Below are 2,951 nucleotides of genomic sequence, written 5' to 3'. Positions count from 1 at the left end.
CGACCTCTAAGGTTACCATAACGGCATCAGGCGGTACACCGGGTTATACGTATGCTTACAAGCAAGATGGTGTTGCTCCGGTTGCAGCAGATTACGTTGCCAGCAACGTTGCGGACTTGAACCCGACAACAAATGCGAACTGGGATGTTTACGTAAAAGATGCTAACGGATGTATATTTCCATTAAATGTTGCTATTGATACAGATAATGCGCCAACAGCAGTTACTGCTATTGGATCAGGTTGCTTGGGTTCTGTAGGAGGATATATAATTACAGCAACTACTACAGGAGGAACAGGAACGTTGACCTACAGTATTAATGCAGGAGCTTCTTATCAGGCATCAAATGTTTTTCCAATAACAGCGGCAGGTATTTATACTATACGTGTAAAAGATGCTAATGGTTGTACGGCAAATAGTGATGCAGTTACAGTATCACCACAATTGACAGTAAGTGCAGTTTTAAATAAAGACATCACTTGTAATCCAGCTCCAACTGCTGCGCAAATTACAATAACACCAACTGGTGGTGCAGGATCATTTACTTACACAAGTTCACCAAATACAGGAACTTTTGCAGGAAATGTATTTACTACAGGTACTCCTGGAAACTATACTTTTACGGTTACGGATGCCAATTCATGTTCTGCTTCAACTACAACAGTTATTGTGGTTACACCAACAGTTAATCCTGATATTACAGGAGTTGTTCAAACGCAATCTATTAATTGTAATGGTGATGATACTGCAGCAATTAATATAACAATTGATAATACAAAAGGATTAGCACCATTTGTATTCAATGTATTGAATACAACAACAGGAATTAATTATGGAACTCAGACTTCTGGCTTAGGAGCAGGTAATTATACAATTACTGTAACTGATGCTAAAGGTTGTACAGATACTGGAAGTATTAGTATTTCGGAACCAAATCCTATTGTGGTTGATTATGATGTTGACCCGATTACTTGTGGAGCAGGAGGTATTTCATTAGGAAGAATTATTATAAATGGTGTAACGGGTGGAACTCCAAATTATACTTATCATGTGACTGGAGTGAATGGTTACAATCAAAAGTTCACAAATCAGCCAGGTACATCACAAGTGTTTGATATTGTCGATTTTGGATTGTATGAATTAATTATTACGGATGTTAATGGTTGTCAAAAATTACATCAGAATATTTTGGTTGCATCACCGCCAGATGATTTAGATATTACAGTTTCTCCATCTCCTGTAGTTTGTTCAGGTACAGGATCTGCGCTAGTTGCCGTAAGTTCTTCGCCAACAAGTACAATTGGTTCGGGACCATTTTATTTCAGTTTGTATACTGGTTCTGTTCCTTCATACCCATCAGGAACATGGCTGGCAGAAGATGCTGTAGGCAGTAAACAAACTACATTTACTAATTTGATAGCAGGAGTAACGTATACTTTTGTAGTATATGATGCAGATGCAGCGCATGGAGGGACAGGAACAGGATGTTACTATTTTGAAACATCTCAATTTCCAGTAGGAACAAATTCTACAATTACTGTTAATTCTTTAGTAGAAAATAATATTACTTGTAAAGGTGACGCAAATGGTAATGTAACATTTACAATGAACCATACATATGGTGTAGCGACACCAATTACATACCAAATTTATAAATCTCAAAATGTTGTACCGGTAGGAGGTTTAGTAAGTACTACTATTCCTGCTAGTGGATCATTGGTAGTAAACAATTTTGGCACATTGCCATTAGGTAATTATTTTATTTTAATTACAGAAGATACGGGAGCAACAAATGCAGGTTGTAGTGCTGCTTCAGCTCCATTTGATATTACCGAATCTGCTATTGATTTATCAGTTACAGCCTCAAAAATTAAAAATGTAAACTGTAATGAAAATGGTGTAATTGCTGCTCTTGCTAAAGATGGTACAGCACCTTATACATATCAGTATTTATTAGCATCTGCTGCTGCTCCTACTGCTTCAACAGCAGGTTGGACTGGAAATACAACTTTTGCAACAAGTGTAACAGGTAATTATATTGTTTATACAAAAGATGCTTATGGTTGTATTAAAACAGCAGCAGTAACATTGGATGCAGATGATGCACCAACAGTTATTCCACCAGCAGCTGCAATTTGCTATGATGGAACAGCGTTTACTATTACTTTTTCTGGTACTGTTGATCCGGATATAATTGGAGGAGCTACTTATAGCGTAAACGGAAGTGCTTTCCAAAATTCACCAAGTTTTACATTTAATGCTGCCGGTACTTATAATTTAGTGATTAAAGACGGTAATGGTTGTACAGCAAATGTTGATTTTGAGGTGTATCCTAGATTAAATTTATCAGCATCTTTGACCAAAGAATTAGATTGTACAGTTTCTCCTGAAGCTATAATTACTTTGGCAGCAACAGGAGGAAATACTACTCCGGCCGCTAATTATACTTATGAAGTAAATTTCAATGGAGTAGGTTTTGTTTCTGCTTCTAATCCATACACAGCTGCTGCAGCTGGTAATTATGTTTTTAGAGTTACAGATGCTAATAATGCAACAGTATGTCAAACTACAACCAGTTTCGATTTAGATCCAATTACACCAACAGTATTTACTACAACAGAAACCAATGTAAGTTGTAATGGTTTAGCTGATGGTACTATCACAGTAAATGTAACTTCTGGAGTAGGTCCTTACGAATATCGATTGGGTGCGGGAGCTTTCCAAACTTCTAATGTCTTCACAGGATTAGCTGCTGGAACAACTTATACTATTACAGTTAAAGATGCCAAATCATGTCTTTATACAAAAACTCCAATAACGATTACCCAGCCATTACAGTTGGCAGCTACAGTAGGAGTTACGCCATTTGGTTGTAATTCGGGCAATGTACCACAGGCCGCAGTTGTAACTGTAACGGCTACTGTGGGTACAGGTACAGCGCCATATACTTAT

Annotated in this window: 1 pseudogene; it reads left to right on the top strand. The window is 37.4% G+C overall.

The features are described 5' to 3' along the window. A pseudogene (locus tag DMB65_RS21805) lies at positions 1-2,951 on the top strand (T9SS type B sorting domain-containing protein); the annotation flags it as partial.

It is taken from the genome of Flavobacterium cheongpyeongense, assembly GCF_003202435.1.
GTDB lineage: Bacteria > Bacteroidota > Bacteroidia > Flavobacteriales > Flavobacteriaceae > Flavobacterium > Flavobacterium cheongpyeongense.
The sequence above is the reverse complement of the archived record's forward strand: the minus strand, read 5'-3'. Positions and strand labels throughout refer to the sequence as shown.